26 protein-coding genes are annotated in these 25,922 nt (G+C 62.5%); 15 read left to right on the top strand and 11 right to left on the bottom strand.

All coding sequences use genetic code 11. The features are described from left to right. Positions 1-4: 4 nt before the first annotated feature. From AC07E3_RS10525 to AC07E3_RS10535, 3 genes are read left to right on the top strand one after another with little or no spacing between them, the layout of a single operon-like run. Positions 5-922, top strand: a complete 918-nt coding sequence (locus AC07E3_RS10525) for a DUF58 domain-containing protein (RefSeq protein ID WP_223006018.1) — start codon at positions 5-7, stop codon at positions 920-922. After that, a complete protein-coding gene (locus AC07E3_RS10530) occupies positions 919-3,729 on the top strand; it encodes a DUF4159 domain-containing protein (protein WP_478361740.1) in 2,811 nt (936 codons plus the stop codon). Before AC07E3_RS10525 ends, AC07E3_RS10530 begins: the two co-directional genes overlap by 4 nt. A 1-nt stretch (position 3,730) precedes the next feature. Then, the gene (locus AC07E3_RS10535; protein WP_478361742.1) at positions 3,731-5,791 is read left to right on the top strand and encodes a hypothetical protein; all 2,061 of its coding nucleotides are present in this window, start codon (positions 3,731-3,733) and stop codon (positions 5,789-5,791) included. A gap of 21 nt (positions 5,792-5,812) precedes the next feature. Here AC07E3_RS10535 and AC07E3_RS10540 read toward each other — a convergent pair whose 3' ends face one another. Both AC07E3_RS10540 and AC07E3_RS10545 read right to left on the bottom strand, forming a co-directional pair. Then, the gene (locus AC07E3_RS10540) at positions 5,813-6,019 is read right to left on the bottom strand and encodes a hypothetical protein (RefSeq protein ID WP_478361744.1); all 207 of its coding nucleotides are present in this window, start codon (positions 6,017-6,019) and stop codon (positions 5,813-5,815) included. Between the two features lie 98 nt (positions 6,020-6,117). Beyond that, positions 6,118-6,627 (bottom strand): GNAT family N-acetyltransferase, encoded by a 510-nt coding sequence (locus tag AC07E3_RS10545; RefSeq protein ID WP_478361746.1) that lies wholly within the window; start codon positions 6,625-6,627, stop codon positions 6,118-6,120. A gap of 277 nt (positions 6,628-6,904) precedes the next feature. On the opposite strand from AC07E3_RS10545, the gene AC07E3_RS10550 reads away from it, so the two are divergent. Then, positions 6,905-7,894, top strand: coding sequence for a glutathione S-transferase family protein (locus AC07E3_RS10550; protein ID WP_478361748.1), 990 nt, complete (start codon positions 6,905-6,907; stop codon positions 7,892-7,894). A gap of 24 nt (positions 7,895-7,918) precedes the next feature. On the opposite strand, the gene AC07E3_RS10555 is transcribed toward AC07E3_RS10550, so the two are convergent. Then, complete coding sequence (locus AC07E3_RS10555) at positions 7,919-8,404, bottom strand: NUDIX domain-containing protein (RefSeq protein ID WP_322338643.1); 486 nt, start codon at positions 8,402-8,404, stop codon at positions 7,919-7,921. Between the two features lie 53 nt (positions 8,405-8,457). Between AC07E3_RS10555 and AC07E3_RS10560 the strand changes: the two genes are divergently transcribed. Further along, positions 8,458-9,378 carry a metallophosphoesterase family protein gene (locus AC07E3_RS10560; RefSeq protein WP_478361807.1) on the top strand — a complete coding sequence of 307 codons (921 nt, stop codon included), beginning with the start codon at positions 8,458-8,460 and terminating at the stop codon, positions 9,376-9,378. A gap of 287 nt (positions 9,379-9,665) precedes the next feature. Here the strand turns inward: AC07E3_RS10560 and AC07E3_RS10565 are convergent, their stop codons facing one another. The 3 genes from AC07E3_RS10565 to leuA form a co-directional block, all read right to left on the bottom strand. After that, positions 9,666-10,277, bottom strand: a complete 612-nt coding sequence (locus AC07E3_RS10565) for a hypothetical protein (protein WP_478361750.1) — start codon at positions 10,275-10,277, stop codon at positions 9,666-9,668. Positions 10,278-10,416: 139 nt separating this feature from the next. Further along, a complete protein-coding gene (locus AC07E3_RS10570; protein ID WP_478361752.1) occupies positions 10,417-11,181 on the bottom strand; it encodes an alpha/beta fold hydrolase in 765 nt (254 codons plus the stop codon). Further along, positions 11,178-12,902: a 2-isopropylmalate synthase gene (gene leuA, locus AC07E3_RS10575; protein WP_478361809.1), complete on the bottom strand. Its 1,725-nt coding sequence runs from the start codon at positions 12,900-12,902 to the stop codon at positions 11,178-11,180. The genes AC07E3_RS10570 and leuA overlap by 4 nt, the downstream gene beginning before the upstream one ends. Before the next feature lie 384 nt (positions 12,903-13,286). Here leuA and AC07E3_RS10580 point away from each other — a divergent pair, with 384 nt between their 5' ends. The 3 genes from AC07E3_RS10580 to AC07E3_RS10590 are packed head-to-tail and all read left to right on the top strand — an operon-like array spanning position 13,287 to position 14,765. Then, positions 13,287-13,622 (top strand): ArsR/SmtB family transcription factor, encoded by a 336-nt coding sequence (locus tag AC07E3_RS10580; protein WP_478361754.1) that lies wholly within the window; start codon positions 13,287-13,289, stop codon positions 13,620-13,622. Further along, on the top strand, positions 13,619-14,086 hold the full coding sequence (locus tag AC07E3_RS10585) for an SRPBCC family protein (protein WP_065815481.1): 468 nt from the start codon (positions 13,619-13,621) through the stop codon (positions 14,084-14,086). Before AC07E3_RS10580 ends, AC07E3_RS10585 begins: the two co-directional genes overlap by 4 nt. Positions 14,087-14,114: 28 nt before the next feature. Beyond that, positions 14,115-14,765: a DUF899 domain-containing protein gene (locus AC07E3_RS10590; RefSeq protein ID WP_478361757.1), complete on the top strand. Its 651-nt coding sequence runs from the start codon at positions 14,115-14,117 to the stop codon at positions 14,763-14,765. Between the two features lie 5 nt (positions 14,766-14,770). Here AC07E3_RS10590 and AC07E3_RS10595 read toward each other — a convergent pair whose 3' ends face one another. Further along, positions 14,771-15,289 carry a winged helix-turn-helix transcriptional regulator gene (locus AC07E3_RS10595; RefSeq protein ID WP_322338639.1) on the bottom strand — a complete coding sequence of 173 codons (519 nt, stop codon included), beginning with the start codon at positions 15,287-15,289 and terminating at the stop codon, positions 14,771-14,773. Between the two features lie 117 nt (positions 15,290-15,406). Here AC07E3_RS10595 and AC07E3_RS10600 point away from each other — a divergent pair, with 117 nt between their 5' ends. From AC07E3_RS10600 to AC07E3_RS10615, 4 genes are all read left to right on the top strand, one after another. After that, positions 15,407-16,012, top strand: a complete 606-nt coding sequence (locus AC07E3_RS10600) for a dihydrofolate reductase family protein (RefSeq protein WP_478361760.1) — start codon at positions 15,407-15,409, stop codon at positions 16,010-16,012. A 122-nt stretch (positions 16,013-16,134) separates the two neighbouring features. Beyond that, a complete protein-coding gene (locus tag AC07E3_RS10605; protein WP_478361811.1) occupies positions 16,135-16,971 on the top strand; it encodes an alpha/beta fold hydrolase in 837 nt (278 codons plus the stop codon). Positions 16,972-16,997: 26 nt separating this feature from the next. Beyond that, positions 16,998-17,693, top strand: coding sequence for a glutathione S-transferase family protein (locus tag AC07E3_RS10610; protein WP_336069654.1), 696 nt, complete (start codon positions 16,998-17,000; stop codon positions 17,691-17,693). Between the two features lie 94 nt (positions 17,694-17,787). Further along, positions 17,788-19,002 carry a serine hydrolase domain-containing protein gene (locus tag AC07E3_RS10615; protein ID WP_478361762.1) on the top strand — a complete coding sequence of 405 codons (1,215 nt, stop codon included), beginning with the start codon at positions 17,788-17,790 and terminating at the stop codon, positions 19,000-19,002. A gap of 16 nt (positions 19,003-19,018) precedes the next feature. On the opposite strand, the gene AC07E3_RS10620 is transcribed toward AC07E3_RS10615, so the two are convergent. After that, positions 19,019-20,110: an AbrB family transcriptional regulator gene (locus AC07E3_RS10620; protein WP_478361764.1), complete on the bottom strand. Its 1,092-nt coding sequence runs from the start codon at positions 20,108-20,110 to the stop codon at positions 19,019-19,021. Positions 20,111-20,254: 144 nt separating this feature from the next. Between AC07E3_RS10620 and AC07E3_RS10625 the strand changes: the two genes are divergently transcribed. The 3 genes from AC07E3_RS10625 to AC07E3_RS10635 all read left to right on the top strand — a co-directional run bounded on the left by AC07E3_RS10625 (position 20,255) and on the right by AC07E3_RS10635 (position 21,729). Continuing rightward, complete coding sequence (locus AC07E3_RS10625) at positions 20,255-20,605, top strand: ArsR/SmtB family transcription factor (protein ID WP_065815487.1); 351 nt, start codon at positions 20,255-20,257, stop codon at positions 20,603-20,605. A 45-nt stretch (positions 20,606-20,650) separates the two neighbouring features. Beyond that, entirely contained in the window at positions 20,651-21,145 is a 495-nt protein-coding gene (locus tag AC07E3_RS10630) for an SRPBCC family protein (RefSeq protein ID WP_223006046.1), read from the top strand. Between the two features lie 161 nt (positions 21,146-21,306). Beyond that, complete coding sequence (locus tag AC07E3_RS10635; protein WP_007008723.1) at positions 21,307-21,729, top strand: YciI family protein; 423 nt, start codon at positions 21,307-21,309, stop codon at positions 21,727-21,729. Here AC07E3_RS10635 and AC07E3_RS10640 read toward each other — a convergent pair whose 3' ends face one another. From AC07E3_RS10640 to AC07E3_RS10650, 3 genes are all read right to left on the bottom strand, one after another. After that, entirely contained in the window at positions 21,730-22,611 is an 882-nt protein-coding gene (locus tag AC07E3_RS10640; protein WP_478361768.1) for a cation diffusion facilitator family transporter, read from the bottom strand. A 58-nt stretch (positions 22,612-22,669) separates the two neighbouring features. Then, positions 22,670-24,859: an anthranilate synthase gene (locus AC07E3_RS10645; protein WP_478361770.1), complete on the bottom strand. Its 2,190-nt coding sequence runs from the start codon at positions 24,857-24,859 to the stop codon at positions 22,670-22,672. Positions 24,860-25,010: 151 nt separating this feature from the next. Beyond that, positions 25,011-25,778, bottom strand: coding sequence for a phosphatase PAP2 family protein (locus AC07E3_RS10650; RefSeq protein WP_336069639.1), 768 nt, complete (start codon positions 25,776-25,778; stop codon positions 25,011-25,013). Positions 25,779-25,922 lie beyond the last annotated feature (144 nt).

Genomic DNA, 25,922 nt, shown 5'->3' on the forward strand with positions numbered 1-25,922 from the left:
CTTGATGGCAAAGATCGGCGAAGTTTCCACACCGGTCGCATCGAGCGATGCGCTGGTCCGCGCGCGTGCGCGGGCCGCGCTGATGCCCGACCTGCTTGTGGATGCGAGGCGCGTGGCCAACAATGTGATCGCCGGCTGGCACGGACGGCGCAAGCGCGGCATCGGCGAGAATTTCTGGCAGTTCCGCCCCTATGTGGAGGGTGAAGCGGTCTCACGCATCGACTGGCGACGTTCGGCGCGTGACGACCATCTCTACGTGCGCGACCGCGAGTGGGAGGCGGCCCACACGGTGTGGCTGTGGGCCGATCCTTCACCGTCCATGCTATACCAGTCTTCGCTGGCGCCGACAGCCAAGGAAGCGCGGGCGCTGGTGTTGACCTTTGCACTGGCCGAGCTTCTGTCACGCAGCGGTGAACGGATCGCCTGGCCCGGCGTGACCGACCCGTTTTCAGCCCGCAACGGCGCCGAACGGCTGGCCGCTCAGCTCCTGCACACGCCCGACCTGCCCGCGCGGCCCGACCTTTTGCAGATCCGCCGTTTCTCCGACGTGGTGCTGGCGAGCGACTTTCTCGATCCGGTGGAAGAAACGATCGCCTGGCTCGACCAACTGGCGAGCCGCGGCGCGCGCGCGCATCTGATCGAGATCGCCGATCCGGCGGAAGAAAGCTTTCCCTATGCCGGGCGTACCGAGTTTGCCGACCCTGAAACCGGCGAGAAGCTGACGGCGGGACGTGCCGAAATGCTGGCCGACGATTACCGCCGGCTTTATCTCGCCCGGCGCGAAGAACTGGCCGGCTGGTGCAAGCGGCTCGGCTGGAGCTATACCGTGCATCACACGGACCGACCTGCTGCACAGGCGCTGGTCGCCGTGCACAATGCCATGAGCGCGGATGCGGGCTTTGGCGCGGAGGGCGGCCTGTGAACTGGTTCTCCCTGAGCTTCGCACAACCGTTCCTGCTGTGGGGCCTGATCGCCCTGCCGGTGATCTGGTGGCTTTTACGTCTCACTCCACCACGCCCGCAGACGGAAACCTTTCCACCGCTGAAAATTCTGGCACGCGTGGTCAGGCGCGAAGAGACACCGCACAAGAGCCCGTGGTGGCTCACGCTGCTCAGACTGCTGCTTGCCGCACTGGTGATCCTCGCGCTGGCCGATCCGGTGCTGAACCCACGCGAAAAGGCAGCCGGCGAAGGGGCGGCACTCGCCATCGTTCTCGACAATGGCTGGGCCGCCGCCCCCGACTGGGAGGAGCGCGTGGCGACCGCAGCGCGCCTGATCGAAGACGCCCGCGCCAATGAACAGCCCGTGGTGCTGGCGCTGACTGCGGAAGAGCAGAACCAGGAGGTCGGGCCCTTCGATGCAGACACCGCTCTGGAGCGGTTGAATGCGGCGCAGCCACGGCCTGTACCGGCCAACAGGCCGGCGATTTTTGGACGCGTGGCAGGAGTGCTTTCCGATTTTCCGGGTGCGGCAATCGCCGTGCTTTCCGACGGGCTGGCAATGAGCGGTGACGAAGCGGCCTTCGCCGAGCTTTTCTCCGGCGGGCCTGCCGAAGTGCTCTGGGCTGAACCGGAACGGCTTTCGCTGCTTGCCGCAACCGATGCGCAGAACATGGCGGAAGCCTTCGAAGTGACGGCGACGCGCGCAGCGGGCGACACCGGTCCCCGCCAGGCGGTCGCCTTTGCCAGCGACGACCGGGGCCGCCGCATCGCCGAAACGACAATCACGTTCGGCGCGGGCGAAACCCGGGCGACGGGCGCCATGCGCCTTCCCTTCGAGCTGCGAAACGACTTCGTGTCCGTGGGGATTGAGGGCCAGAATCAGGCCGCCGGCCTGCGCGTGCTCGATGAAAACAGCAAACGCCGACGCATTGGCCTGATTTCGCAGAGCGAGGCCGATCAGGCGCAACCACTGCTTTCGCCGCTCTACTACATCGAACGGGCGCTCGCGCCCTTCGCGGACCTCATGCAGCCTTCCAGCGCCGAGCTGACGGAAGCGCTGCCGGAGCTTCTGGAGCAAAACCCGGCGGTCATCGTCATGGCCGATGTGGGTACGCTGCCGGCAGCCCCGCGTCAGGCGCTGATCGACTGGGTGAACGGCGGCGGCACGCTGGTGCGCTTTGCCGGACCCCGTCTGGCTGCTGCCGACAATGACGAAGACCTTCTGCCCGTGCGCCTCAGGCTGGGTGAACGTTCGCTGGGCGGTGCGCTCTCCTGGACCGAGCCGCAGCCCGTGGCGGAATTCCCGCCCAATGGTCCCTTCTCCGATCTCGCGCCACCGCGCGACGTGACGGTGAACCGTCAGGTTCTGGCCGAACCCTCACCTGATATCGTGGAACGAAGCTGGGCAAATCTGGCCGATGGCACACCGCTCGTCACCGGCGTTTCGCGCGGCGAAGGCCAGATCGTGCTCTTTCACGTAACCCCCGAAGCCACCTGGTCGAACCTGCCCATTTCCGGCAGTTTCGTGGAAATGCTGCGCCGGATCGTCCAGCTCTCCCGCAACCAGGGCGCGCTCAACAATGCGGGAGCAGAAGGCGGGCGAGCGCTTGCACCGTATCGCCTGATTTCGGCGGAAGGGCGCCTCGTGCCGCCTTCCGGCGAGGCCGAGCCTCTTACCGCAGACACAAACGCCGTGACACTGAAACACCCGCCCGGCCTCTATGGCAGTGAGGAAGGCGTGGTGGCGCACAATCTGCTTGCGCCCGACGCGGAGCTGACCCCGATCACGCGACCCAAAACCCCTGCCCCGATGACCGCCATCTCCTATGGCCTGGACGAACAGCAGCCCTTGAAAGGCCCGCTCTTTGCCGCCGCCCTCGCCCTACTGGCGCTCGACACACTCGCCGTACTCTGGCTCGGGGGGCGGCTGCGCCGCAAACCGAAACTGGCGAAGGGTGCGGCCGCCCTATTGGCCATGGCCCTGACGCTTGCCATGATGACACCGGATGCAGCCCGCGCGCAGGACGAGCGCACCGGCGAGAAAGACGCGATCGAGGCGATTTCGCAGACACGCATCGCCTATGTCATCACCGGGCTTTCCTCGCTCGACGCCACGAGCCGCGCCGGTCTTCAGGGCCTGTCGACCTTTCTCGCCGCCAAAACGGCTCTGGAGCCGGGCGCGCCGGCCGGCGTCGACATCGCCACGGATGAACTCTCTTTCTATCCGCTGATCTACTGGCCCATCGACCCTGACGCACCGATGCCGAACGAGGAGGCCATCGCCCGGATCGACGCCTATATGCAGTCTGGCGGAACGGTTCTTTTCGATACGCGCGACCAGTATTCGAACGGGTTTGGCTCGGATGCCGTGACACCGGCCACGCAGCGCCTGCGCGATATCCTTTCCGGCCTCAACGTGCCGCCGCTGGAACCGGTGCCGGACGATCATGTGCTGACGAAATCCTTCTTCATCCTGCCGGAGTTCCCGGGCCGCTATCGCGGCAGCCCGCTCTGGGTGGAAGCATCCCTGGGTTCCTCCACCCGCACCGACCGGCCTGTGCGGGTGGGCGACGGGGTGACGCCAATCATGATCACCGGCAACGACCTTGCAGGCGCCTGGGCGCTGGACGCCAGCGGCGAACCGCTTCTGCCGACCGTGCCCAACGACCCGCTGCAGCGCCTTTATGCCTACCGTGCCGGCGTGAACATCATGATGTACATGCTCACGGGCAACTACAAATCGGACCAGGTGCATGTGCCGGTCCTGCTGGAACGGCTGGGGCAATAGCATGAACTGGTCGCTCAGTTTCGAACCATTTTTCCCCTGGCCCGTTCTGGCGGCGCTGCTGATACCGGTGGCGCTTCTCACAGGCGCCGGGCTGTGGACACGGCAGCGCGGCGCGTGGCTCAGACTTGCAGCACTGGCAGCACTTGGCGCTGCGCTGGCCAATCCGGTGCTTCTGGATGAAGAGCGTGAACCGCTCAAAAGCGTGGTGGCCGTGGTGGTCGACGAGAGCCAGAGCCAGACCACCATCGACGGTCGCAGCGCCATGACCGACGAGGCGGCTGCCGAGCTGGAGGCAAGGCTCGCCCGCTTCAGGGAATTCGAAACCCGTGTGGTGCGCACCGGGCGTACCTCCTCGGCAACAGAAAACGCACAGACGCATCTTTTCGAGGCACTCGACAGCGCACTGCGCGACGTGCCGCCCTCCCGCGTTGGCGGCGCGATTCTGGTCACCGACGGGCAGGTGCATGACATTCCCGATAATGCGGCAGCACTTGGTGCCCCGATCCATGGCCTGATCACCGGCGAGGCCGACGAGATGGACCGCCGCATCCGCTTCGAACGCGCGCCGCGTTTCGGCATTGTCGGCAAGCCGCTGGAAATGACCTATCGGGTCATTGCCACAGGCGACCAGCGCGGCCCGGTGGATGTTCGCGTCATCATCAACGGCGAGGAACTCTTTATCGAGGAGGCGCTGATCGGCCGCGAGACGCTGCTCGAGATCGACGTGCCGAATGCCGGTCGCAACATCATCGAACTGGCCATAGACCCCGTCGACGGGGAACTGACGGATGTGAACAACCGCGCGGTCGCGCTGGTTGACGGCATCCGCGAAAACCTGCGCGTGCTGCTGGTTTCGGGCGAACCGCATTCGGGCGAGCGCACCTGGCGGAACCTGCTGAAATCCGATGCCTCGGTGGATCTCGTTCACTTCACCATTCTGCGCCCGCCGGAAAAGCAGGACGGGACGCCGATCAACGAGCTTTCGCTGATCGCCTTTCCCACGCGCGAACTCTTTGTCGAAAAGATCGACGATTTCGACCTGATCATCTTCGACCGCTACCAGCACCGCGATGTGCTGCCGATCCTCTACTACGACTATATCGCCGAATATGTGGAGAATGGCGGTGCGCTGCTGATCGCGGCGGGGCCGGAATTCGCTGGCAACCAGTCCATCGCCCGCACACCACTGATCGCCGCCCTGCCCGGCCTGCCGACAGGCGATGTGGTGGAACAGGGTTTTTATCCGCGCCTGACCGAGACCGGCGAACGCCACCCGGTGACGCGCGGCCTTGAAGGGGCGGCGTCCGAGCCACCCGCCTGGAGCCGCTGGTTCCGCCTGATCGGCATCGACCGGCCAGACGGGCAGGTGGTGATGCAGGGGGCCAACGAGCAGCCGCTTCTCATTCTGAACCGCAAGGGCGAGGGTCGTGTCGGCATGTTCCTCTCCGATCAGGGCTGGCTGTGGGCCCGCGGCTTCGAGGGTGGCGGCCCGCATGTGGCGCTCTATCGTCGCATCGCCCACTGGCTGATGAAGGAGCCGGAGCTCGAGGAAGAGCGCCTTTCGGCGGCGGGCCGCGGCATGCGGCTCGAGATCACACGCCAGACAATGGAAGAAAGCGCGCCGCAGGCCGAGATCACCACGCCTTCCGGGAACACGCTATCGGCCGAGCTCGGCCCCGCCGGGCCAGGCCGCTTCTCCACAAGCCTGGAGACGAATGAAATAGGCATCTACAGCATCGCCAATGGCGATCTGACAACGCTCGCCCATGTGGGACCGGTGAACGCGCCGGAATTCGGCGACATGATCTCCACGGAGGAAAAGCTTGTACCGGCCGCCGATGCGACAGGCGGCTCGGTGCGCAGAATTGCCGATAACGACCTGCCCAATATCGTTCCCGTGCGCCGCACCGGCAGCGCATCGGGCAATGACTGGATCGGGTTCAGAACCACCGATGACAGCATTCTGAAAGCCGTACGCCGGGTGCCTGTCTTCACCGGATTCCTGGCGCTCGCGCTGCTGCTCTTCGCCTTCGGGGCAATGTGGTATCGCGAGGGGCGCTGAACGCCGGCGCCCAAGCCGAATTCAGCAATTGTAGACCACCGGCTCGCCGGCGCTGTTCCGTGTTTCGCAGAGGCGCTCTTTTCCCGGATGGCCGCCCTTCAGATAGGGTGGCGGCGTGGCGCTCCCCGTCAGTGCGCCCGGCCCGCGCTGCTCCACGCTGTAGGGTTCGGGAGAAAGACATCCTGTCAAAAGGAGAGAGGTGCACGAAAATATTATGAAATAACGCATTTATTTTTCTCTGTACAAATTTCTACAATAACAAATATAATCACAAATCACCTATAAATAGGCAATCTGTATTCCACAATTATTTCCCAGAGTCGAGATTATCTTACAAGTGCGGCGTGCGTAACGTCGCCCTTCAGCGTCGCCACCGCCCCTTTTTGCAGTTCGGCGGCCAGAAGGCGCTCTGCATCGACCGGGCGCGGCATGGAAAGCTGACCGTTGGGAATCTTCTGAAAGCCGAGCGGACCATAGTAAGGGGCATCGCCGACGAGCACGACCGAGCCCGCGCCGGCTTCGCGCGCGGCCTCGACGGCAATGGCCACAAGCTTGCGGCCAATGCCTATGCTCTTGAAGGCGGGCCGCACCGCAAGCGGGCCGAGCAGGAGCGCCCGCCCCTCGCCGGCTGCGATCCATGTCATGCGAACCGAGGCGATGACGTGGTTTTGATGAACGGCCACGAAGGAGAGTGCCCGGTCATGCGGACCGCCCTCACGAATTTTATAGGCAGCGCGCGTGAAACGACCGGGGCCGAAGGCTTCTTCGTTGATGAGTTCGATTTCAGCGTCGTGGGCCGGCTCTTCCGGCAGGTAGTGAATGTCGGCAGAAGACATGATCAGTTGTTCCGGTGGTCTACGAAAGGTGGAGGCGGCCACGGGCGCGCCTGCCCCATGCCAGGGGCCTTCAGTCCTTTCGTCGTCGCTCCACCAGAAACCGGATCATTGCCGTGCATTTTCCTCGCTGAATGGAATTTTCGCTACCAGCATTTTCCTGGCCCGTCCACTGCAACTTTGCCGCTGAAACGAAATTGTTGACGCAGCGTTTACGCTCCGAACGGTTGGGTTTGCCGGGGCAATGCCCTACATCCGGCGCAAACAAAGGAGTTTTTGAATGGGTTTGCTCGTTGAAGGTGTCTGGCATGACAAGTGGTATGACACGTCGAAAACCGGCGGCCGCTTCGAGCGGTCCAGGTCGCAATTCAGGGATTTCGTCACAAGGGACGGCGCGCCGGCAGAAGGCCGCGAGCGCGGCTTCAGGGCCGAACCCGGTCGCTATCATCTCTATGTCTCGCTTGCCTGTCCCTGGGCACACCGCACACTGATCTTCCGCAAGCTGAAGAAGCTGGAGGACGTGATTTCCGTATCGGTCGTCCATCATTTCATGGGCGAGAACGGCTGGACCTTCCTGAAGGAGGACGGCGCGACGGGCGACGACCTCTACGGTTTCGACTTCATGCACCAGATCTACACAAAGGCAGACCCGGGCTATTCCGGTCGCGTCACCGTGCCAGTGCTGTGGGACAGGAAGACGGAAACCATCGTCTCCAACGAGTCGGCTGAAATCATCCGCATGCTGAACGGGGCGTTCGATGAATGGGGTGACGCAAGTGTGGACTTCTATCCCGAAGATCTGCGCAGCGAGATCGACAGCATCAACGCGCTCGTCTACGACAACATCAACAATGGTGTGTACAAGGCAGGCTTTGCGACAACGCAGGAAGCCTATGAAGAGGCGTTCGGAGCGCTCTTTGCAGCACTCGATCAGGTGGAAGAGCGGCTCTCACGCCAGCGCTACCTTGCCGGTGAGAGGCTGAGCGAAGCCGACTGGCGGCTCTTCACCACGCTTGTGCGCTTCGATCCGGTCTATGTCGGCCATTTCAAGTGCAACCTGCGTCGCATCGCCGACTATCCAAATCTGTCGAATTATCTGCGCGAGCTCTACCAGGTGCCGGGCGTGGCCGGGACGGTCGACCTGCTGCACATCAAGGCGCACTACTATGGCAGCCACAAGACGATCAACCCGAGCGGCGTGGTGCCTCTTGGGCCGGAGCTTGACCTGGCGGCCCCGCACAATCGCGACCGGCTGGCGAAGGCAGCCTGAATTTGCCACACGCCAGGGCGCGCGCTACCACTCATCCGAGACGGGCGCGTCCTCAAATATCTCGGCAATGCGGCGACGGGTGCCTTCGCTGGTGCCGGCGGGCAATGCGTCCACCGGGAAGAACCGCGCCTCGGCGATCTCACGGTCAGGCACATGCGGGTGTGTCTGGCGGAAACGCGTGATCAGATAAACCGCCACATGATCGCGGTTGCTGGCCATGCGGTTGAAGTGAAAAGACTTTAGTTCGGGCCGTGCGAGAAGCTCGATATTGCCTTCCTCAACCAGTTCACGCGCAAGGGCCGCTTCGGTGCTCTCGCCCGGCTCCACCCCACCGCCGGGAAAGTGCCAGCCCTTCACATAGGTGTGTCGCACCAGAAACACCGCGTGGTTTTCCTGATCGTAGACGACCCCGCGCATGCCCAGTGTCATGGGGCGGCTCAGGCGCAGCCAGAAATGGAAAAGCCGGGCGCTGAGAGGCGGCCAGGGGCGCTGCGGGGTCGTTGCGTTCATATGCTGCATCCTGTGGGGTGGTCAGGGCGTTTTGCGTGTTCTACACACGAAGCATGTTTCGCCTCGCGCATTTTTCCGACATCCATCTGGGGCCTCTCCCCGCCATAAGCTATCGGGAGCTCGCTTCCAAGCGCATCACCGGTTACATCAACTGGCGGCGCAACCGGCGGCTCAATCTTGACCACGGGCTGATCGACCGCATCACCGACGACATGCTGGCGGCCGCGCCCGATCACATTGCGCTTACCGGCGATCTCGTCAACCTCGCCCTCGACAAGGAGATAGAGATGGCGCGGCTTTGGCTGGAAAGCCTCGGCCCGGCGGACAGGGTTTCGGTCGTGCCGGGCAATCACGACGCCTATGTGCCGGGTGCGCTGGCACGCTGCTGCCGCGCCTGGGCGGCCTACATGACCGGTGATGACGGAAAACAGCCGAAAGGCAAGGGGGGCTTCCCCTATCTGCGTGTGCGCGACAGGATCGCCATCATCGGCGTTTCCTCGGCACGCGCCACCGCGCCCTTTCTGGCGAGCGGACATTTCTCCAGGGCACAGGCCAAACGGCTGGCAAAGATGCTCGATGCCACGAGGGAGGCCGGGCTTTTCCGGGTCGTCATGATCCACCACCCCCCGGTGCGCGGCGCGACCCACGCAGCGAAACGGCTTTACGGCATCAAACGGTTCCAGAAACTGATCCGCGAGCACGGTGCGGAGCTTGTGCTGCACGGGCACACCCACAAACCGACCGTGCATCGCATCGACGGACCGAATGGAGAAACAGTGCCCGTGGTGGGTGTTGCCGCTGCCGGCCAGGCCCATGGGAGCGCCAAGCCGCCCGCGCATTACAATCTGTTCGAAATCGACGGAACGCCGGGCGGCTGGGAAATCCGCTTCTCCCGACGCGGTGTCACCGATGGCAATGGCACGATCGGAGAGGTTTCAGGAGCCTTGCTCAGCGGCGAAAAGCGGGCTGGCTGACCACGCTCAGGACGCGTGAAGCCGCCCACACGACGGTGCCGGCACACACCATTCCAACAGCCACGCCAAGCGCCCAGAGACACGGCACCAAGCTCCATCAGGGCAAACGGTTCATGCAGAACGCCTTGTGCATCGACGCAGTTGCTGATCCTGACCACAGCAGCCAGACAGGCAATATCGACGGAAGCCAGAAACAGGGCGCAAAAAGCAGAAACTTCCTGACAATCACTCGCAATCGGCCCCTTCAACCCAGGGTAAACCGATAAACGAGGCGAAAATTTGTGGCTTCAGAAACGGGACAGAAGCGTCTCCAATTCGGGAAAACGGTCCCACATGGCGACGGCAACGGTGACGACACCGACCATGCCCCCCAGAAGCACGAGCCCGAGACCACCGAAGAAGCCGCGCCACGCGCTCCTGTAAGGCGCAGCAGGCGCAACCGCTTCTTCCGTCTCGCTGTGGCGCGGCAGCACCTCGACATCACCCTCAATGGCGCGGTGGCGCTCGACCATACGCTCGGCAATGTAGCGGGTGACCTGATCCGCGACCGGCGCGATATCGGTGCTTTCGGCCAGAACCACCCGGCCAAGCCGCGTGTCGCGCAGGAAGCGGTACGTCCGGCGATCCCGTCCCATCGCCACATGGGCGACAGCGTCGATCCATAGTCTCGGCTGCTCTCCCGAGGAAATGGCAAAGTCGAAGGAAGGATCGTCCGCCGGCACATCGGCGAAGACCGGCTGCAGTTCTTGAGCCAGCAGCTCAAGCCGTGTGCGGCTTGCCTCACGCATGTCGACGACCACATCCGCCCTGTCGGCAGCCGCGTTCTTCATCTCGCGCATCGCGTCTGAAAGACTGCGCACATTGGTAACCGAAACGGCGGACTGACCAGCCTCACTCATGGGCGGGACTCCTGACGAAACTTAGCGTTAACCCATCGTTAACATGGCTAAAACAGAAAATCATCACGTTTTGTTCCGCCTGCCGATAGGGCACGCGAAGCAAACCCGCGAACGACATGACGAAAGCGGGAGGGCGCCTTCAGGCGTCGCGCAGGCTCTGCGCAATGATATGGGCCACCGCCTGCGGTCTTTCTTCCGGCAACATGTGACCGGCCCCCTCCAGAAGATGAACGGTGAAGGCCCCGGGTGCGTTCTCCGCCTGACGGGGTGGCAGTACGGCGTCGTGCGTGCCCCATGCGAGATGGACTGGCATGGAGAGGGCCTCGAGCATATGGGCAGGGAAAGCGCCCTGCTCACCGTCACGAACGATCATTCCCGAAATCTCGATGAGCTTTTCGCGTTGCCCGGCCACGGCATTCAGCGCGATGGCTTCCGCCACGCTTTCAGGCGAAACCGTGCAATGCGTTCCGAACATGCCCTGCATAGCGGCTGCAATCTCGCTGTCGGACTTGGCCTGTGCGCGTGCCATCATCAGGTCGCCGGCGATCTCCCGCCCGAAGCCGCCCGGTGCGAGCAGCGCCAGGGAAGCCACAGCGCGCGGTGCGAGATGGGCGGCGAGGACCGCGACCGCGCCGCCGAAGGAATGGCCGGCCATGTGACAGCGTGCGATACCGCGGGTTTCGAGATCATCAATGACGGCCTGCGCGGTCGCCTTTGCCCTGCCCGCCCCCGGCAGATCGAGCGAGCGGGCATGGCCGGGAAGGTCATAGGCAATGATGCGCAGACCGGCGGGAAGCGCCCGGCGCGCACCCTCCCAGACGCGGTGGCTGCCGGCAAAGCCGTGCAGCAGAACGAGGGCGCGTGCGCCCTCGCCCGTGTCTTCGGCATAAAGTGCGCCCGTCAACCGACGATCCGGTTGGCCGCCGACACCACTGCCTCGAGCGAAGCCGTGACGATGTTGGTGTTCACGCCCGCACCGAAGAGCTTGCCGCCGGGATGCTGGACTTCCATGTAGCAGATGGCTGCCGCATTGGAGCCCTGCTGCATGGAGTGCTCGGAATAATCGACCACCGACATATCCACGCCCAGATGCTTGGAGAGCGCGTCGATAAAACCGTCGACGGGACCTGTCCCCACGCCCTTGATGACGGTTTCCTCACCCCTGTCCATGATCGTCGCCTCGACGATGCGCTGCCCCTTCACGCTGGTGTCGGGAAACGTCTGGTGATCGACGAACTTGATGCGCGCTCCAGGCTGCTCGACATAGAGCTCCATGAAGCGCTCGTAGATCTGCTTCGCAGGCAGCTCCCTGCCCTCGCGGTCGGTGATCTCCTGAATATCCTCGCGGAACTCCACCTGCAGGTTTCGCGGCAGGTTGAGGCCGTAATCGGCCTGCATGACATAGGCGATCCCGCCCTTGCCCGACTGGGAGTTGATGCGGATGATCGCCTCGTAGGAGCGGCCCACATCCTGTGGATCGATGGGCAGATAGGGCACTTCCCAGAGCGGCTTGTTGGCCGTCTTGATGGCCTTCATACCCTTGTTGATCGCGTCCTGGTGGGAGCCGGAGAAGGCGGTGTAGACCAGTTCGCCCACATAAGGGTGCCGCTCGGGGATGACGAGTTGGTTGCAGTATTCATAGACATCCTTCATGCGGTTGATGTCGGTGCAATCCAGCTCCGGATCGAGCCCTTGCGTGTACATGTTGAGCGCCAGGGTCACGACATCGACATTGCCGGTGCGCTCGCCATTGCCGAACAGCGTGCCCTCGACCCGGTCGGCGCCCGCCATCAGGCCGAGCTCGGTGGCGGCGATGCCGGTGCCACGGTCATTGTGCGGGTGCAGCGAGATGATCAGGTTTTCGCGCTGGTCGAGATTGCGGCACATCCATTCGATCTGGTCGGCATAGATGTTGGGTGTCGACATCTCGACGGTGGACGGCAAATTGATGATCAGTTTGTTGTCCGGCGTCGGATTGATGATCTCGATCACTTCATTGCAGATATCGAGCGCAACATCGAGCTCGGTGCCGGTGAAGCTCTCGGGAGAATACTGGAAACGGTAACCGCCGCCGGCCTTCGCGGCCATGTCCATGACCATCTTGGCCGCATCGGTGGCGATCTGCTTGATGCCGGCGACATCCTTGCCGAACACGACGCGGCGCTGCAGCTCGCTGGTGGAATTGTAGAAGTGAACGATTGGCCGGTTCGCGCCCTCCAGCGCCTCGAAGGTGCGGGTGATCAGCTCGGGCCGGCACTGAACCAGAACCTGCAGCGACACATCGTCGGGCACACCGCCCTCTTCGATGCACCAGCGCGCGAAATCGAAATCCGTCTGCGAAGCGGAGGGGAACCCGATCTCGATCTCCTTGAAACCCATATCCAGAAGGAGCCTGAACATGCGCGCCTTGCGCTCATGCCCCATCGGATCGATCAGCGCCTGATTGCCGTCACGCAGGTCGACCGAACACCAGATCGGCGCCTTCTCAATACGTTTCGAGGGCCATGTCCGATCTGCAATATCGATCTGCGGATAGGGCTGATACTTGATCGAAGCGTCCGACATTCCCTTGCGCTTCGGTGAAGCTGCGCCGTCTCTTGCCTGGTTTTGTGCCATGTCAGTCATCGTATTCTGCGCGTCCATTCCATTTTCTCCCGGCACCGGTTGCGTGCGCTTCGCACGGCGGGCCTGTCAACAGTAAAGTGCGGTTTTGGAGAAAGAGCTTTTGCCGTGCGGCGACATCGATCGCCGGGCGCTCCTTCAACGGACCCGGCGATCGCCGATAAGGCCGAGAAGAAGAAGGCTTGAAGCAAGCGCGCGCACGGTCGCGCCGGCAAAGGCGGCACGAGCGGAGAAAGAAACTGTCTGGCGCGTCATCATGGAAGCTTCCTTAAACGACGCCGGCGCGGCTGGCAAGTGGATCGTCGCGCGGCCAGCAGGCCCGGTCCTTGACACCGGGTTCGCGATCTGTATTTTACCAAAAAGATAATTAACTAACTGGTGAAATAAATGCAGAGCGACGCGCTGAGCGCCACATTCTCCGCCCTCGCCGACCCGACCCGGCGGGCGATGCTCGCCCGGCTGGCCGAGGGCGAAGCGACCGTCAACGAACTGGCGGAACCCTTCGAGATGACGCTGCCGGCCATCTCCAAGCACCTGAAGGTTCTGGAGAAAGCCGGCCTCGTCTCGCGCGGAAAAAAAGCACAGTTTCGCCCATGCCGGCTCCAGGCTGGCCCGTTGAAGGACATTGCCGGCTGGGTGGAGGCTTACCGCCGCTACTGGGACGAAAGCTTTGACCGTCTCGACAGCTACCTGGAAGAATTGCAGAAGGAGCAACAGCGATGAGTGTGGAAACAACGCAGAAAGCCGATGCCGAACTCACCATCCAGCGCGTGTTCAATGCCCCGCGCGACCTCGTCTTCGAGATGTGGACCCGCAAGGAGCATCTGGACCGCTGGGGCTGCCCGGAAGGCATGACCATACCGGTCTCCGAAGGCGACATCCGCACCGGCGGATGGTTTCGCACCTGCATGCGCGGCAGCGACGGCGCGGAACACTGGGTGAGCGGAGCCTATCGTGAAGTCTCGCCGCCCGAACGCATCGTCTTCACCCACGCCTGGGATGACGAAAAGGGCGATCGCGGCCACGAAACCGTCGTGACCATTTCCTTCAGCGAAACCGCAGACGGAAAAACCCGCATGCATTTTCACCAGGCATTCTTTGCCTCGGATGCCTCGCGCGACGGCCATGCGGAGGGGTGGACCTCCTGCTTCAGGCGATTGGACGCACTGCTGACGCAGGCGGCGTAGCAACAAAACACGACGGAGGAGTGCAGCAATGGAACCGCAAACCGTATCACGCGAGGAATGGCTCAAGGCGCGCGAGGCGCTGCTGGCAAAGGAGAAGGCTCACACACGGGCAGGCGATGCACTGGCCGCCGAGCGGCGACTGCTGCCCCGTGTCAGGGTCGAAAAGGACTATCGTTTCGTGGATGGCGAAGGCAGCCACGGGCTTGAGGCGCTTTTCGAAGGCCGCAGGCAACTGATCGTCTATCACCACATGCTGAAACCCGCCGACCCCGCCCCCTGCTCCGGCTGCTCAATGTTTGTCGACAATCTGGGGGATCCCGCGCATCTCAACGCCCGCGATACGAGCCTGGCACTCGTTTCACGCGCACCGGTGGAGGACATCGAGGCGTTCAGAGAGCGGATGGGCTGGACCCTGCCCTGGTACTCCGTGATGAATTCCACCTTCAACGCAGATCACGGGGTGGAAGGCGGCTTCGGCCTGAACGTCTTTTTGCGCGAGGGCGGGTCGATCTACCACACCTACCACACCAGCGGCCGCGGGGTGGAAGCACTCGGCACGAGTTGGACCCTGCTCGACCTGACGCCCTATGGACGGCAGGAGACATGGGAAGCGTCACCCGAAGGCACACCGCAGAGCGCGCCCTATCGCTGGTGGCGGCTCCATGACGAATACGCCTGAGGCGGTCAGTTTCGACCGCCTCCCGCCTGGCGGGCCACCACCGCCTCATAGGCCGCCTGAAGCCGCTCGCGCACATCGGGCCCGCTCCTGTCCGGGTCCGGCGGTGCTCCGAGATGCGTTACCCGCAGATCTTCCATAAACTCTTCCCAGAGCGGCGGCCCGCCCTCCGCAAGGAGCTTCGCCCGGATCGAAAGCTCCTCGGTGACCGGAAGCCATTTGCTGCCCCAGGCACCGATCATGGCGAAGACAGGCACCAGCTCAATGCCTTTCTCCGTCAGACTGTAAATCGCCTTCTGCTTGTGGCTGGGGTCGTCCGCCTTCGAAATCACCCCCTCTGCCGTCAGGCGCCGCAGGCGATCGGCGAGAATGTTGGAGGCAATGCCCTCCATGGAACCGTTCAACAGTTCGCGGAAATGGCGCCTGTTGCCGAACATCATGTCGCGCACGACGACGAGGCTCCATTTGTCGCCGACCACCTCGACGGTGAGATTGATCGGGCAGCCCGAACGATGCTGATCCTGCAATAGAACCTCCAAAAAATTCTGATTGCATATTGCCACCAGTTTGCATATGGTGCAACCAGTTTGAAAATGAAACCAGTTTTAAAAGCGAAGCACAACTACACTGCTGAGGAGGACGGAATGAGCAGGGTCATTGTCTGGGTACTCGTAACGCTGGACGGCTATTTCGAGGGGGAGAAGAAATGGGACCTCGACCATCACGGCGAGGCCTGGGGCGAGGAATTGCAGGCGCTAAGCATGAGTTTTGGCCAGAGCGCCGCCGCGCTCGTCTTCGGTCGTGTCACCTATGAAGGCATGAAGGCGCACTGGACCAGCGCCGATGCCGCCGACGAACCCGAAGTGACGGCCTTCATGAACGCTCTTCCCAAACTGGTCGCCTCACGAACCCTCACCAGTTCGGACTGGAACAACACCCGGGTAACCGACGACATTTCTGGCGCAATCCGGGAACTGAAGGCGAATGCCGAGCCCGGCAAGAACATCTACATATTCGGCAGCGCCGACCTCAGCGCCTCCCTGCTGAAAGAGGGGCTGATCGACGAGCTCATGCTGGGCGTGGTGCCGGTGCAGCTTGAAAAGGGCACGCCTTTCTTCAAGCCGGGCAGCGGGCGGCGCAGGTTCACCCTCATCGAGAGCAGGCCGCTGAGCAATGGCACGCTGATCCTGCGTTATACGCCCGACCAAAATCCCGCGGATACGCCAGAGCAATTTAACGCACACTCATGACCCCCTTCAAACCGACCCGCCGCATCATTCTACAGTCGGCAGCCGCGCTGACGATCTGCAACATCGCAGTGCCCCTTCAAGCCGCCGAACTCACGGCAAGAGACGGAGACGAAAGAATGCGCATGATCAAGACCGACACCGGCGTGGAACTCGCCACCCAGAGCTTTGGCGATCCGGCCGATCCAGCCATTCTGCTCATCATGGGAGCGATGGCATCCATGCTCTGGTGGCCGGAGGAGTTTTGCCAGGACCTTGCGGCGCGCGGCCACTATGTGATCCGCTACGACAATCGCGACACCGGGCTTTCCACCAGCTACCAGCCCGGAAGCCCGCCCTATACCATGGACGATATGGCCGAGGACGCGATCCGTATCCTCGACGGCTACGGCATCGAAAAGGCTCATCTTGCGGGCATGTCGCTTGGCGGGATGATCGCCCAGATCGCAGCGCTCACACACCCGCAGCGCGTACGGGCTTTGACCCTGATCTCCACAACGCCCGTCGGGATCGACACATCCGGGCTGCCGCAGACCAGCGCCGCCTATATGGAACATGCTTCCACAGGCGAAAACGTAGACTGGACCGACGACCAACAGGTGATCGACTTCATCGTCAGGGACACCAAGATGATTGCCGGCACCGCACATCCCTATGACGAAGTGCGCGCCCGTAACCTTGTGGAAAGCGACGTAAAACGCGCGAGAAACTTTGTCAGCGCGACCAATCATTTCATGCTGAAGGGTGGCGAGGGGCTTGATGGCCGCCTCCCCGGGCTGGAAGCGCCCCTTCTTGTAATCCACGGCACAGCGGATCCGATCTTCCCCGTGGACCACGGCACCTTGCTGGCCGACACCGTTGCCGGCGCGCGGCTCCTGAAAATCGAGGGCGGCGGTCATGAACTCCACCCCGGCGACTGGCCGGAAATCATCGCGGCAATCGCAGAGCACTCAAACCGTTGAACCGGCTGACAGCGCAGGAACCCTCCATGTCCCTGAAACTCTACATGCACCCCCTCTCCTCGTACTGCCACAAGGCATTGATCGCGCTCTACGAGAATGGCACACCATTCGAGCCCATCACGCCCAACCTGATGGACGCGACCGAGCGCGAAGCATTTCGAAAGATTTCGCCCGCAGTCAAAATCCCGGCCCTGGTGGACGAGTTGCGCGGGCGCACCGTGGTGGAATCGACCGTGGTGATCGAATACCTCGATCACTTCTATCCTGGCCCGGCACGCCTCGTGCCGGCTGACCCGGAGGCGGCGATTGAGGCAAGAATGCTCGATCGCTATTTCGACAACTACGTCCATTACCATGTGCAGAAGATCGTCGGTGACCAGCTAAGGCCCGACGAATGCCGCGACCCGTTCGGCGTCGAGGAGGCGATGAAGGGTCTACAGGCTTCCTATGCCTTTCTCGAAAGCCTGATGACTGGAAAGCGCTGGGCGCTGGGTGATCTGTTTTCGCTGGCCGACTGCTCAGCAGCCCCCGCGTTGTTCTACGCAAATAACATCATCCCAGTCATCGACGGGCACCCGAAACTGGCTGCCTATCTCGTACGCCTGATGGAACGACCGAGCTATATGCGGACACTGTCTGAAGCGGAGCCCTATTTCCACATGGTTCCACTCGACAGAAAACCCACACTGACACTGCCGGGAGCCCCGAACAATGCCACATAGAAAAACGACGGCGCCTGATCGCATCCGCCGCGCGCTCGTCACCGGTACCTCGGCCATTCTTGTCTGTTCCGCTTTCCCCAGGGGGTCCAGCGCCATGCAGACTGCATCATTCAACCAAGCGGCACTCGACGCACTGCGCCGCTCCATCCGCGCCCGTGTGGATGCGGGTGAGCTCGCCGGGGCCACATGGCTCATCCACCATGCCGGAGAGACGCATGTGGACAGTACCGGCACCTTCGGGATGAACGGTGCGGGTGCGCCCATGGCGCGCGATACGATCTATCGCGTGGCATCCATCACCAAGCCGGTGACGGCGGCGCTGGCGATGATGCTTGTGGAGGATGGCGTGCTGACGCTGGACGGCCCCGTCGACGATCTTTTGCCGGAACTTGCAAACCGCCAGGTTCTGAAACGGATCGACGGGCCGCTTGATGAAACCGTGCCGGCCAATGGACCCGTGACCCTGCGCCATCTGCTGACCATGACCTTCGGTCTCGGCGCCATCATGGTGTTTCCGGAAGCCTATCCGATCCAGGCGGCAATGCGCGAGGCCGGCGTCGCGCCGAACTGGGTCCTGCCGCAAATGTCGTCCGATGCCTATATGAAGAAGCTCGGCGAATTGCCGCTCGCCGCGAATCCAGGCGAAAGCTTTTTCTACAACAACGGTCTCGACGTTGCCGGCATCCTGATCGAGCGGGCGACGGGCGAACGGCTTGGCGCGGTGTTGAAGACCCGCCTTCTGGAGCCGCTCGGCATGAAGGACACGGATTTCTTCGTGCCGGACGACAAGCAGCACCGCCTGCCCGTCCAGTATGGGCCGGATTTTGCCAATGGCGATATACGGGCGATCCCGTTTGGCCCGGAACAGGGCATCGACTTCTCAACACCGCCGCAGATGGATTCTGGCGCCGGCGGGCTGGTAACCACGGTGGACGACTACGCTGCCTTCTGCCGCATGATGCTCAATGGCGGCACGCTCGATGGCAGACGCTACCTGAGAACCGAAACCGTGACAGAGATGACGCGGGATCAACTCACACGGGAACAGAAGCAGGCGCCCCATGCCGCCATGTTCATGGACGATGGCGGCGCCGGCTGGGGGCTCGGCATGTCAGTGGGGCTCAAGAACACTCGGCCATGGCTGGCGCAGGGCAGCTTTGGCTGGAACGGCGGCTATGGCACCACGGCCTACACCGACCCGAAGAACGGCCTTGTCGGGATATTTCTCAGCCAGCAGATGATGACATCCCCCGAAGCGCCGAAAACCTATCTGGACTTCTGGAGAGGCGCGCGTGCGGCCATTGGCTGACCCCAGGGTCAGGACCCTAGCCACCCGCCCAGCGCGCCACCATGCGGCTGATGGGCGGGCCGGCCAGAAGCACAAAGAGAAAGCGCGCCATCTGCACAGCCATGATGAAAGAGAGGTTCACGTCCTGCGAGGCGGCGGCCGCAATGATGGCAACGGAATCCATGCCGCCGGGGCTCGTGGCCAGATAGGCGGTGAGCGGATCGATGCCCCATTCCACATGCAGGAACCAGGCGAGCACACCGCAGAATGCCATCAGGGCGAGAATCGAAATCACCACCTGCGGCAATGCCCTGAAAGCGGTGCGTAAGAGAGCGCGGTCGAACTTCAGGCCGATGGTCCAGCCCACCACCATATAGGCCGCGCCCATGAGCCAGGGCGGAAGCTCCAGCGCGATACCGCCGCCCAGATGCACAAGCGCTCCTGCAAGCATGCCTCCAAGAAAGAATGGCGCCGGCAGCCGCACCAGCCTGCCGAACAGGCCACCCGCCAGCGCCGTGACCAGCGTGATTGCGAAGGCTGCAAGATCGATCGGGGGAAACCAGACCGTTTCAGGCGCATCGACACCGGACGTGTCGACCCACAGCCTTGCAATGAGCGCAGCGGCAACGGTGACGAAGATCACCCGCAGATACTGCATGAAAGCCACGAGCCGTGCATCGGCACCGAAAGCACCCGCCATGAGAACCATGGCCGTGGCCGCCCCCGGCGCAGAGCCCCAGACGGCTGTCGTGCCGGGCAGTATCCTCCAGCGGCTGACGAGAAAACCCAGAAAGCTGCTGGCCGCGACCGTCACCAGAACCGAAAGCAGGAGGATGGGCCAGATATCGGCGAAGGAGGCGATGATTGCGGGCTCGAGTGAGCCGCCGATCAGAAGCCCCACCAGCGCCTGCGCCGAGGCAAACCCAAGACCCGGAACGCGAATGCCCGCCCCCAGTGCCCCCGTGGCAACGGCTGCCAGCATGGGGCCGATGAGAAGTGCTGCCGGCAGCGCGCCAAAAAGCATCACGCCGGCAAAAACCACAGTGAGAGCGATGAGAAACAGCCACTGGAAAACAGGATCAAGACGCGTGAGAGGGCCCTTGAAGGAAGTCTGCGGCGTGGTGTCCATTAACAAGCGTCCCGACTGTCTGCCATGACGGCATACAGGATCGGGCCGCATATGGGAATGTCCACGTCCCATGGCCGCTGGTGCTGTCGATTGATTTTACATTTCCAATAGGCTATATAACCGATAAGATATTAAGTGAGCGTCATGCAAACCGATCAACTCGATGCGACATTCGCGGCTCTGGCAGACCCGACGCGACGGGCGATTCTCGCACGCCTTGCCGAAGGAGAGGCGACCGTGATGGAGCTGACGGAACCTTTCGATCTGAGCCAGCCGGCCATTTCCAAGCACATCAAGGTGCTGGAGAAGGCTGGGCTCGTCTCACGCAGCCGCGATGCACAGAGGCGTCCCTGCAAGCTGGAAGCCCGCCCGCTGGGCGAGGCCATCGACTTTCTGGAGCAGTATCGTCGGTTCCTGGAGGTGCGCTACGCAAAGCTCGACGCCCTTCTTGAGACCCTGAAGACCGTGAATGATCCGCCGGCCGGCACGGGCTGATCCGGCCCCACGCCTTTCCTGACCAGACACCGAAAGGAGCCCCGCATGTCACACTCCAGGACCATCACCGTCACCGCGCGTGGTGACAGGGAGCTCGTGATCACCCGCCGCTTCAATGCTCCGCGGCAGATGGTGTTCGACGCTCACACGCGACCCGAGCTGATCAAGCGCTGGATGACCGGCCCGGAAAACTGGACCTTGCCCGTGTGCGAGATCGACCTTCGGGCGGGCGGCAAGGGCCGCTATGTGTGGCACAACACCGAAAATGGCGCCGATATGGGCATGACGGCGACCTATCGGGAGATCGATGCACCCCACCGTATTGTCCATGAAGAGATGTTCGATGAGGACTGGACCGGCGGGGGCACGGAGATCATCACCACCTTCGAAGACGATGGCGAGACCACGCGCATGGAAATGGTGATCCGCTGCACGTCGAAGGAAGCGCGCGACAACATCCTGAAGTCGCCCATGTCCGATGGTATGGAGCAGGGCTACGCCCGTCTCGATCGCCAGCTCGCCGAACGCAGGGCCGCTTAGCTCCTGACCCTGGATCGGCGGAAAGCTTTATCTGGCGCGGAAATCACGCTCGCGGTAGCGTCGCAGGGGGCCGGGCTCACCAAACAAAAATCGATGAGCCTGTCGGATCGTCCCCCTCTCATCCGTCCTGGGTCGGACAAGCACAGACAAAGGAACACTCCATGCGCTACATGATGCTGATGATCCCCAAAGGATATGAGACGGCCGGTCCCGAGCTCGACCTGCCGGCCGACGCGGTGGCCAAGATGATGGCCTACAATGAAGAATTGCGTGCCGCCGGTGTACTGGAAGCGCTGGAGGGCCTGCATCCGCCGTCTGCAGGCGCGCGGGTTTCGTTCGCCAGCGGCGAGCCAGTGGTGATCGACGGACCGTTCATCGAGGCCAAGGAAGTGCTCGGCGGCTTCTGGATCATCAACGTTCCGACACTCGACGATGCCATCGAATGGGCCAAGCGCTGCCCCGGTTCGCCCAATGAGACCATCGAGATCCGCAAAATCCAGCAGATGGAAGACTATAGCGACGAAGTGCAGGAGATCGTGAAGACTTATCCCGACGTGCTGGAAAAGGGCATCAACCGCTCCTGATCAGCAGAATTTCGCCTTGTGCTCCGGTTCCACGTGAATGGTGACTTCCGCACCGGGCTGGGCCTTTTCGAGCGCCCCTTCGATGCGGTCGCAGATGCGGTGTGCGGCCTCGACCGTCATGTCGGACGGCACCACGAGATGAAACTCGATGAAGCGGGCCCTGCCCGCTTCACGCGTCTTGAGATCGTGGAATTCGAGGGCACCTTCATCATTGTCGGCGATCACGCGCTCGATCCGGGCCAACTCCTCGGGTTCCACCGATACATCCATGAGCCCCTGCACGGAATCGCCCACCAGATGCCAGCCGTGCCACAGGATGTTCAGCGCAACCACAAGCGCCATCACCGGATCGAGCCAGTACCAGCCCGTGGCCACGGCAAGCACGAGACCGAAAATGACACCGGCAGAGGTGACGACATCGGTCCACAAATGCTTCCCGTCCGCGACCATGGCCGGTGAGCGGGCCTTTCGCCCTGTGGAGATGAGAAGCCATGCCCACAGGCCATTGCCGACCGCGGCCAGCCCGTTGATCACGAGGCCGACAACCGGAGCTGCGAGCGGACGGGGCTCGAAAAGAGCCGTCCATGCCTCATGGATGATCAGCAGCGCGGCAACGACAATGAGGACGCCTTCCAGAACGGCGGAAAAGTATTCGGCCTTGTGATGGCCGAACGGGTGATTGTCGTCGGCCGGCGTGTGGGCGATGCGCAGCGCGTACCACGCCACACATGAGGCGACGACATTGACCACCGATTCCATCGCATCTGAAAAGAGCGCCACGGAATCGGTGAGCCACCACGCGGCAAGCTTGAGCGCAAAAATGCCCAGCGCAACAACGATGGACCACATCGCGATGCGTTGAAGCTTGCCATTGGATGGCATGGCGGTTCCTTTCCGTCGCTCCCGCCCAACCCCGGCGGGAACCCAAATGGCCAATGTGTCAGGCCGCTTTCACACGCGCCTTTCGTGGCAGATGCGCCACCACATTCTCGATCATGCGCATGCCGGCATTCTGTCCGAGTGTCATGATCGATTCGGGATGGAATTGCACGGCCGCAACCGGTTCATCCTCATGTTCTATGCCCATGACCACACCATCCTCGGTCTCCGCCGTCACCATGAAGGCGGACGGCATGCGCACCGGGTCGGCAAAGATGGAATGGTAGCGCCCCACCGTCACCTCGGATGGGAGACCTGAGAACACCAGGCTGTTGCCGCTGGCGCGGATGCGCGAGGGCTTTCCATGCATGGGCTCTGCAAGCTGACGCAGCTCACCGCCATAGGCCTCGACAAGCGCCTGCAGGCCAAGACACACGCCGAAGATCGGCAGTTTGCGCTGCCGGCTTTTGGCGATTGTGGTCTTGCAGTCGAAATCTTCCGGCCGCCCCGGTCCCGGTGACAGAACAACCAGGTCCGGTGCCACACGGTCGAACACCTCGTCTGCGACCGGCGCACGAACCGTCACCACCTCCGCGCCCGTCTGGCGGAAATAATTGGCGAGCGTGTGCACGAAGGAATCCTCGTGATCCACGAGCAGGATCTTCAGCCCCTCGCCGACACGGGCGCCGGCGCGCGTTTCGTTTTCCATGTTTGTCTTCCCGGCATCGCGGATCGCCGACAGCATGGCCGACGCCTTGAGTTCCGTTTCGGCCTCTTCCTCCTGCGGATCGGAATCGAACAGGAGCGTCGCCCCTGCCCGCACCTCCGCCACACCATCCTTGATGCGGATGGTGCGCAGCGTCAGGCCGGTGTTCATGTCGCCATTGAAATGCACCATGCCGATGGCACCGCCATACCAGGCGCGCGGGCTCTTCTCGTTTTCCTCGATGAAACGCATGGCCCAGAGTTTCGGCGCACCGGTCACGGTGACGGCCCAGGCGTGGCTCAGAAACGCATCGAATGCGTCCATGCCCTCGCGCAGCCGTCCCTCGATGTGATCGACCGTGTGGATGAGACGCGAATACATCTCGATCTGGCGGCGCCCGATCACCCGCACGGAACCCGGCTCGCACACACGGCTCTTGTCATTGCGGTCGACATCCGAACACATGGTCAGTTCGGACTCGTCCTTCTTGGAGTTCAGGAGCTTGATGATCTGCTCGGCATCGGCAATGGCGTCGTCGCCCCGCTTGATGGTACCGGAGATCGGACAGGTCTCGACGCGCCGGCCATTGACCCGCACGAACATCTCCGGCGAGGCACCGACAAGATATTCCTGTTCACCGAGATTGATGAAGAAGGAATAGGGCGACGGGTTGATCTCTTTCAGGCGCCGCGAAATCTGCGACGGACGCCGCTCGGCCCGCTCCATGAACATCTGCCCGGGCACCACTTCGAACAGATCTCCGCGATGGAAGCTCTCCTTGGCCTTTTCGACCAGGCGCGCATATTCGCCGGGCTCGTGATCGCCACGCGGCGGCACATGATCGGCCGTCTTGAAAGGCGCCTTTACGCCATCGCGTGGAAGGCCAGCCGTCGAAGCTTCCTCCGCCGCATAGTCGTAACGGTCGTGCCAGGCTTTTGCAGCGTGGTGGTCGACCACGAGGATCTCATCCGGCAGATAAAGCACCAGGTCGCGCTGGCTTTGGGGGCGCTCGAGGCTCTGTTTGATCGGGTCGAACTGGAAGGCGAGATCGTAGCCGAACGCACCGTAGAGCCCCAGATTGGCATCGTGATCGGTATGAAAGAGATCGGTGATGGCACGCAGCACGGTGAAGACCGTCGGCACGCGGGAACGCTCTTCCTCCGAAAAGACCCGTTCGGGCTCTGCGACGGCCAGCGCGAGCAGTGCGTCGTCTCGCTCCGTCACTGTGACAGCCTCGAGCCCGGCAACCCGGTCGTCAAGGATGCGCAGAAGCGCCCTGCCCCGATCATTCAACGCCTCGATCTTCATGTCACGACCGCGCGCCGAGATCACCAGCGGCGGATCGATGATCGCCGTGTCCCAGCGGGTGTAACGACCGGGATATTCGTAATTGGAAGAAAAGACTGCGCCGCGGCGCTCGTCCAGCGCATCGATATAGGTGTCGATGGCACCTTCATAGACGGTTTCCACACGGGTCCGCGTGATGGTCACGCCGCCTGCCGTTTTAAATTGCTCGGCGCCGTTATCCAGAACTTCCAGGCTCATTTCATGCTCCCTTTTTCAGGCATCGCCGGGAAGCGCAGACAAAAATGGCCGCCCGGTTTTCACCTGCGGCCATTGTCTTTTCTGCGCGCACACTGCACGGTCGGCCGCTGTTAACGGACCCACCACCAGAGTTTTGCGCAAGAAATCGTCGTCATGGTTTCTCCATAGCCTCGACGGAGCTTTCACGCAACCGCTTTCCAGCACCATCGGCCAGCCGTCTGCCGCGATAGAGCGCATGGAGGCTGAGGCACAGCCATGTGAAACTTGCCCACGCCGCGCCCAGCGCCCAGCCGGCGGCAACATCGCTCGGCCAGTGAACACCCAGATAGATGCGGCTGACACCCACGATGAACGATATGAAAACCGCCACGGCGAGCACATAGAGCCTGATGCGCCAGTCCGGAAAGAAACGCACGACAAGAGCCGCCAGTGTCAGATAGGTGACTGTGGTGACGGTGGCGTGACCACTTGGAAAACTCGCCGTATGGATCACGTCCAGATGCTCGACGATGTCGGGCCGCGGGCGCTCATAGTGGTTTTTCAGAATGTAGGAGACGAGTGCGCCGGAACCGACGGACAGAACCGCATAGAAGGCCGCGCCATAGCGCCGTATCACGAGGAGCAGGCCGGCCACCACCAGAAGAGACAGAACGATAACCGGATAACCGCCAATGGCGGTTATCTCCAGAGCGGCTTCCTCCAGCCATGGCGGCCCGAGCGGGTCCGAAGCGTCCAGAGGATTGCGCAGGGCGAGAAGCACCTGTTCGTCCAGCGCCTTGATCTCCCCCTCCGCGACTTCATCGGCTATCGCCAGGAATATGAACGAACCAAGCGTCAGAACCAGGAGGAGAAGCACGGGCGCCAGCGCCCTGCGTCGCCGCGCAACCTGTCGAATGAAACCCCTTTTTGCAAATGCCATCCCCGAAGCAACTCCCTCAATCAACCGAATTCGCGATGCGCGGGATGCCAACACCGCGAATGTTGCCTACGGTCAGGACCAATTAATATGGCCGCAATGGTCGGCCTGATTTGTGCGGACACGCGAAGCAAGGCCGCAGGAAGA

The sequence above is a fragment of the Nitratireductor lacus genome, from assembly GCF_056431025.1.

Excerpts from the sequence above, each read along its gene's own strand:
- AC07E3_RS10635 (WP_007008723.1), top strand. The coding sequence starts at position 21,307 with ATGCGCTACATGATGCTGATGATCCCCAAAGGATATGAGACGGCCGGT.
- AC07E3_RS10540 (WP_478361744.1), bottom strand. The coding sequence starts at position 6,019 with ATGCGTTATTTCATAATATTTTCGTGCACCTCTCTCCTTTTGACAGGA.
- AC07E3_RS10625 (WP_065815487.1), top strand. The coding sequence starts at position 20,255 with ATGCAAACCGATCAACTCGATGCGACATTCGCGGCTCTGGCAGACCCG.
- AC07E3_RS10640 (WP_478361768.1), bottom strand. The coding sequence starts at position 22,611 with ATGCCATCCAATGGCAAGCTTCAACGCATCGCGATGTGGTCCATCGTT.
- AC07E3_RS10630 (WP_223006046.1), top strand. The coding sequence starts at position 20,651 with ATGTCACACTCCAGGACCATCACCGTCACCGCGCGTGGTGACAGGGAG.
- AC07E3_RS10590 (WP_478361757.1), top strand. The coding sequence starts at position 14,115 with ATGGAACCGCAAACCGTATCACGCGAGGAATGGCTCAAGGCGCGCGAG.
- AC07E3_RS10620 (WP_478361764.1), bottom strand. The coding sequence starts at position 20,110 with ATGGACACCACGCCGCAGACTTCCTTCAAGGGCCCTCTCACGCGTCTT.
- AC07E3_RS10600 (WP_478361760.1), top strand. The coding sequence starts at position 15,407 with ATGAGCAGGGTCATTGTCTGGGTACTCGTAACGCTGGACGGCTATTTC.
- AC07E3_RS10555 (WP_322338643.1), bottom strand. The coding sequence starts at position 8,404 with ATGAACGCAACGACCCCGCAGCGCCCCTGGCCGCCTCTCAGCGCCCGG.
- AC07E3_RS10535 (WP_478361742.1), top strand. The coding sequence starts at position 3,731 with ATGAACTGGTCGCTCAGTTTCGAACCATTTTTCCCCTGGCCCGTTCTG.
- AC07E3_RS10650 (WP_336069639.1), bottom strand. The coding sequence starts at position 25,778 with ATGGCATTTGCAAAAAGGGGTTTCATTCGACAGGTTGCGCGGCGACGC.
- AC07E3_RS10645 (WP_478361770.1), bottom strand. The coding sequence starts at position 24,859 with ATGAGCCTGGAAGTTCTGGATAACGGCGCCGAGCAATTTAAAACGGCA.
- AC07E3_RS10560 (WP_478361807.1), top strand. The coding sequence starts at position 8,458 with ATGTTTCGCCTCGCGCATTTTTCCGACATCCATCTGGGGCCTCTCCCC.
- AC07E3_RS10615 (WP_478361762.1), top strand. The coding sequence starts at position 17,788 with ATGCAGACTGCATCATTCAACCAAGCGGCACTCGACGCACTGCGCCGC.
- AC07E3_RS10580 (WP_478361754.1), top strand. The coding sequence starts at position 13,287 with ATGCAGAGCGACGCGCTGAGCGCCACATTCTCCGCCCTCGCCGACCCG.
- AC07E3_RS10610 (WP_336069654.1), top strand. The coding sequence starts at position 16,998 with ATGTCCCTGAAACTCTACATGCACCCCCTCTCCTCGTACTGCCACAAG.
- leuA (WP_478361809.1), bottom strand. The coding sequence starts at position 12,902 with ATGACTGACATGGCACAAAACCAGGCAAGAGACGGCGCAGCTTCACCG.
- AC07E3_RS10605 (WP_478361811.1), top strand. The coding sequence starts at position 16,135 with ATGATCAAGACCGACACCGGCGTGGAACTCGCCACCCAGAGCTTTGGC.
- AC07E3_RS10585 (WP_065815481.1), top strand. The coding sequence starts at position 13,619 with ATGAGTGTGGAAACAACGCAGAAAGCCGATGCCGAACTCACCATCCAG.
- AC07E3_RS10545 (WP_478361746.1), bottom strand. The coding sequence starts at position 6,627 with ATGTCTTCTGCCGACATTCACTACCTGCCGGAAGAGCCGGCCCACGAC.
- AC07E3_RS10550 (WP_478361748.1), top strand. The coding sequence starts at position 6,905 with ATGGGTTTGCTCGTTGAAGGTGTCTGGCATGACAAGTGGTATGACACG.
- AC07E3_RS10565 (WP_478361750.1), bottom strand. The coding sequence starts at position 10,277 with ATGAGTGAGGCTGGTCAGTCCGCCGTTTCGGTTACCAATGTGCGCAGT.
- AC07E3_RS10525 (WP_223006018.1), top strand. The coding sequence starts at position 5 with ATGGCAAAGATCGGCGAAGTTTCCACACCGGTCGCATCGAGCGATGCG.